Origin of the sequence: Geobacillus sp. WSUCF1 (assembly GCF_000422025.1) — a bacterium.
Lineage (GTDB): Bacteria > Bacillota > Bacilli > Bacillales > Anoxybacillaceae > Geobacillus > Geobacillus zalihae.
Genome location: NZ_ATCO01000109.1, coordinates 1 through 5,395, shown reverse-complemented (window position 1 = coordinate 5,395; position 5,395 = coordinate 1). Strand labels below are relative to the sequence as shown.

Sequence of the window (5,395 nt, the reverse complement as noted above, 5' to 3'; positions counted from 1 at the left end):
CTTGCCTTGAGAAAACGGCGGTCGAGTTGGCCGTGGAGTGCTCTTCCTACCGCAAAGCAGCTCGCACACTCGAGTCAATCGTGGGGTATGCGGTCTTCAGCCACGAGGCGATTCGCCAACTGGTGCTCGAGGCCCCTGTCTCGCTGCACCGCCCTGTTTCCAAACGGCATGGCCGAGTGCTGTTGGTGGAGGCGGATGGACTGTTCATTTTCCGCCAGAGGAAAGGGAAACGAGCAAAAGAAGAGAAAATCTTGGCGGTTCACGAGGGATGGAAACGAAACGGCTCGCAGCTTGAGCTCGTGAACCGGCGCTGCTGCTCCATGAAGGGCCGGGGGATGTGTGGGAAGGATTCAAAGAGTGGCTGATGAAGGAATCTGCCTATGACCCGTGCCGGGACTTGTTGATCATCAACGGCGACGCAGCGCCATGGATCACGGCCTGCCGGGAGTATTTTGGGAAGCGAGCCTGCTTTCAGCTGGATCGGTTCCATGGTGGCGCGGGAGCTGCGCCAATACCTCTCGGGCCATCCGCGTTGGCGGGACATGCTGAAGAAGCTGGCGAAACAAGACGAAGAAGGACTTTTGGTCGAGCTGAACAGCGCGGTCGGCACGTTGGAGGACGAAGGCAAAGAACAACAGCTGGCCGCCTTGATTCGCCGGATCGAGTCGATGCCGGGATGCATCCGGGACTATCAGAAGTGGCTGTCGGAGCAAGGGGTGGAGACGGCCGGCATGCGTCCGATGGGCCACGCCGAGAGCGTGATGAGCCGGTTCGCGCATCGGGTGAAATCCCGCCGCAGCTGGAACCCGAGTTCGACAGTCACTAGGCAAACAAAATGCCTCTCGCCCCTTGATGCAAAAGGGAAGAGAGACATTTGGGCACACTTTGGGCGTGTATCTAGGCGCGAGGATGGATGCCTAGGATCTTCGGAGGAGGCTCCAGCCCTAGAGCCGCAAAGAGCCGCGCTTGTTTGGCCGTCAGTTCGGTTCGTTGATCAAGGTCGCCGTTTTTTGTAGAAAAATGTCCAAGCATGAGACGTTCGCATTCGTCTCTTACTTCCGGCCACGATTCATGAGTCAGGAGAAAGGAATCGCGAAATGCTTTTGGCCAGACGTTCCAAGACGGCGCGATCCACTTCATCTTCGCGCCCAAACGAATCAATCACCTTCGCTTTCGCCTATTTGTCCTTCGGATCCCATTCGTTGTGAGCAAGCTGGAGATAAGCAACGGTTGTTCCATCCTTATTTTTTCGTGTGACTCGTCGTATGTACATGCCTATATTATAACGTATAAACTTTATTTTTAAAAGAAAAAAAATGAACAAATCGTGTGCCTATGAAATTCGGCGTTTTTTCCTAGGATCCGCATTACGAAACCCTTGATATAACAGCATTTTGGTCATTTCCATTTGCCTAAAATGACCTCAAAACTGTCGAACTCGGGGTTGACTAACCGGTGATTAACAACGCCCGTAGTGAACCGAAAAAAAGCTCTCCACAAAGTCTTGACTGAATCTGATGGTAGGTATTGTTTGAAACCCCTGCATCATACCAAGAGGTCTTTTTTTGATCAAGTCCCCCGGAAAAGCTCCCAACAGGAATGCTTTCCTTGTGTGTCAAGGATTCATTCGACGATGGGCGCAAAAAATCCTCCCGATTTTCGTTGGGAGGGTGCGAAATGTGAGATCTTACCTAATACCAACTGCTTCCCTAATCGCCGGACTACAGAGCTCATGAAAGATATCTTTGGCCATCGGATCAGTGAAGGAACGCCAATGAAATCAACAGGCAGGCCGGCGGCATCCTTGCCGGCATCCGTTCGATTCTCCACCGAAACCTTATTTACCTTCTCCGGTTCTTCAACGTGGATGAAACGGGCTTTTGGGTGCAGTAAAAACGGCAGTGGCTTCATATGGCCAGCCCCGATTAGGCGACATGGTACCCCTGCCATCCGAAACGAGGAAAGGAAGCCTACTAATGTGACTTATTATTTTTTCTCAGCCAGATATCTGCATCAGCAAAAGCAATTTTGAGGATGCTATAGCACTTATAAAAACTACCTTAGAAGTTCTAAGCGTTTTATAGCTCTTTCATATCGTTCATTGGCTGCTTGTTGATAGAATGAAATAGCTTTATCCGTATTACCAAGAACCTCATGGAATACTCCTAAATTATAAGAAGCAAGGAAACTTCCCGTCCCTTTCACACTGTCATACTTATCCGTTTCCCCGATTTCTAAACATCGAAGAAAAGATTTTTCAATGAGCGGAAATAAATGAATATATTTATTAACATCGCTAAAAATTAAATCCATATAAAATAAACCGCATGCGAAATGGAAATCTGGGGAATCGGCAAATCTGTCCCGCTCAGCTTCAATTAATTTCAAGCCTTTCTCGAACGATTTATTTCCTATAATCGTATATAAATAATCAGTAATGAGACTATGGCGGTACCATGATTTCAACGGGACAAGACGGTAACTTTTTTCGAAATATAATTCTGCTTGTTGCAGTTGTTGCCGCAACTTATATTGTTTTCCTACTTGATACAAAACATAATCATTAAAGGGATCTCTTCTCAATTCTAGCAACAATAACTTGAGGTTTCGATCCGTTTTATCTGTATAAACATATCCGTCATGGTATACTTCTATATCCAAGTTTTCTCTTGGTAAATCAGAGTTCACCTGTTCATGAACTCTCCCGACATATTTTACTCCTTTAGGCAGTAACCGAGATAAATAAGACTGTGCATATCTCTTCTCGCCATCTTGAATAAACTCATCAATCCTTTTAATCCGCCCAATTATTTTGTCATTTTTTTCTATAAAGTTACGTATAATACTTCCGCAGTCATTCATAATATATTCGTCCGCATCTAATACTAAGTTCCAATCACATTTGGATTTTTCAAGTGCATAATTTCGAGCAGCGGAAAAATCATTCACCCATTCAAAATCGAATACTTTCGCACCAAATGCATAAGCTATTTCCTTTGTACGATCTGTAGATCCTGTATCGACAATAACCATCTCATCAACAATACCTTTGACACTTTGCAGACAACGGCTAAGATGCCTCTCTTCATTTTTTACAATCATGACTAACGCTAGTGTTGTCAAGGTTTCACCCCATAAATTTTAATAAATTCCTTTAGCGCCTCTCGCCAATGCCTTAACTCCTTAAAGCCATTTAATCGTAAAGCCATATGATCCAATACAGAATACAGAGGGCGTTGAGCCGGTCTTGGATAATCTTTTGTTTTACATGGATTAACTACTATATTAACATCGGCCTCTTCGAAAATGGCTTTTGCAAATTCATACCAAGAGCAATGGCCTGAATTAGAAATATGGTAGACCCCATATTTCTCAGTATGAATAAGTTGAAAAATGCAGCTAGATAAATCAACTGTATAAGTTGGGCATCCAATTTGATCATCAACGACAAACAATTCTTTTTGTTCTTGTGCAAGTTTTAACATTGTTTTCACAAAATTATTTCCATGTTTCCCGTAAACCCACGATGTTCGAATAATAAAAAATTTAGAGTGAAGGTCTCTAACAAACTGTTCACCGGCTAGTTTACTTTTTCCATATACGCTTATTGGATTCGTAAAAGCAAACTCGTTATAAGGTGCGTTTGCGGTGCCGTCAAACACATAATCGGTACTTATATAAACAAACTTAGCACCTATATGTTCTGATGCTACGACTACGTTTCTTGTTCCGTATGCATTAACTAAAAATGCTTGATCTGGTTCGGACTCTGCTGCATCTACCTTTGTATAAGCAGCAGTGTGAATAACAACATTAGGATGGATATGGTCAATAACACTTTTCACTTGCTGAAAATTCGTTATATCGAGTTCTGTTCGTCCATATCCATATACTTCATATTCCATGTCTTTTAACAATTTGACCATCTCTGTGCCGAGTTGTCCTTTTGCACCAGTAACTAATATTTTTTGTTTACTCATTCTCTTTCACCATATTGCTTTTGGTAATAAGCCATGTACTCTCCGGACTTAATACGTTTCCACCAATCTGAATTATTGATATACCATTGAATAGTTTCCTCAATTCCCTTGTCAAACGTATATTGTGGTTTCCATCCGAGTTCTGTCATAATTTTCGTGGGATCGATTGCATAGCGACGGTCATGCCCTGGGCGATCCGATACATATTTAATTAACGACTTTGAAACCCCAAGTTTTTCAACAATTAAATGGACTACTTCGTTATTTGTCCGTTCATTATGCCCACCGATATTATATACTTCTCCTGGTTTACCTTTATGAATAACTAAATCAATAGCGGCACAGTGGTCTTTAACATGAAGCCAATCACGAATATGTTGTCCATTGCCATAAATAGGAAGCTCTTTACCTTCTAATGCATTTGTTATCATTAATGGAATTAGACCCGTGGTGCTAGTTGAGCGTTAGAACTCAACTAGCCCTAGTGTGACCAGCGAATAGGCTAACAATATGCCATCGAGCGCTACTTCAAATCCGATCATTGAATTCGCTCGAATCTCTGTGATCCGGTATTGGTCAACCAGAACCGAGAACACCGTCTCGATCACTTTGCGTTTTTGTTGGATCCATTTCTCCCATGCCTCGGACGAGCAATGTTTCTGGTTTTTTCGAGACGGAGTCCAAAGCGCCATTTGGTACTCTTCGTACAGCCTTTTTTGCAAGTCACTGCTAATAAACCCTTTGTCCCCGAAGTTATAGGGATGAGGAATTTGGGTCATGACGCTTTCGGCTGCTATTCGATCATGACAAGATGCTTCCGTCACCACATATCCCATCGGCAGACCTTGATCTGTAACTTGAAGGTGCAGCTTAAACCCGTAGTACCATTGCTTTTTCGAAGCACAATACCCGATATCGGCGATTCCTTGAAACCGTTTGACCCGATCCATTCTCACGGCATGACATAACTCGATTGGCAAGCTATCCACCACAGCGTAGGCATGGTGCTGCCCGCGTTTCGCCAATTCATGGCGAATCCATTTGATCGCAAAACGCAGTGATCGACAACGACGATGATACCGGGAACGTTCCAGAAATTTCTCCTTTGGGACCAAGTTCCCGATCACAAAGCGATGCCACGCCCGTTCAGAAGTAAAACCGAGCAGCTTTCCTAAAAGATGAATGGCAATGATGACAGCGTCCTCTTGCTTTACCAAATGGCGATTTCGACGATGAAGATGCACCTGAATGCATGAAAGTTGGGCAGAAACAAAAAAGAAAATGGCTGCATATTGCTTTTGAATCTTGGCCCGATCTGTAGTAAAATGAAAGTGCTCTTGCATGGGGATTCTCCTTTCGAATGGTAGGTCGCACTTTCATTCTACAGGAGATCCGCAGGCAAGGGCTATTTTTAT

At 44.0% G+C, this 5,395-nt stretch carries 4 protein-coding genes and 3 pseudogenes; 1 reads left to right on the top strand and 6 read right to left on the bottom strand.

All coding sequences use genetic code 11. The annotated features are described in order from the left end of the window. Positions 1-803, top strand: a pseudogene (locus I656_RS0115970) (ISLre2 family transposase); the annotation flags it as partial. Positions 804-1,075: 272 nt separating this feature from the next. On the opposite strand, the pseudogene I656_RS19920 reads toward I656_RS0115970, so the two are convergent. The 6 genes and pseudogenes from I656_RS19920 to I656_RS05570 all read right to left on the bottom strand — a co-directional run. Next, positions 1,076-1,273, bottom strand: a pseudogene (locus I656_RS19920) (transposase); the annotation flags it as partial. Positions 1,274-1,623: 350 nt separating this feature from the next. Beyond that, on the bottom strand, positions 1,624-1,911 hold the full coding sequence (locus tag I656_RS18700) for a hypothetical protein (RefSeq protein WP_033005992.1): 288 nt from the start codon (positions 1,909-1,911) through the stop codon (positions 1,624-1,626). Between the two features lie 144 nt (positions 1,912-2,055). Then, positions 2,056-3,123 carry a glycosyltransferase family 2 protein gene (locus I656_RS05555; protein WP_020755642.1) on the bottom strand — a complete coding sequence of 356 codons (1,068 nt, stop codon included), beginning with the start codon at positions 3,121-3,123 and terminating at the stop codon, positions 2,056-2,058. Further along, a complete protein-coding gene (gene rfbD / locus I656_RS05560; protein WP_020755641.1) occupies positions 3,120-3,980 on the bottom strand; it encodes a dTDP-4-dehydrorhamnose reductase in 861 nt (286 codons plus the stop codon). Before rfbD ends, I656_RS05555 begins: the two co-directional genes overlap by 4 nt. Then, positions 3,977-4,423, bottom strand: a pseudogene (locus I656_RS05565) (dTDP-glucose 4,6-dehydratase); the annotation flags it as partial. The pseudogene I656_RS05565 and the gene rfbD, both read right to left, overlap by 4 nt. A gap of 21 nt (positions 4,424-4,444) precedes the next feature. Then, complete coding sequence (locus tag I656_RS05570) at positions 4,445-5,323, bottom strand: IS982 family transposase (protein WP_020755639.1); 879 nt, start codon at positions 5,321-5,323, stop codon at positions 4,445-4,447. Between the last annotated feature and the right edge of the window lie 72 nt (positions 5,324-5,395).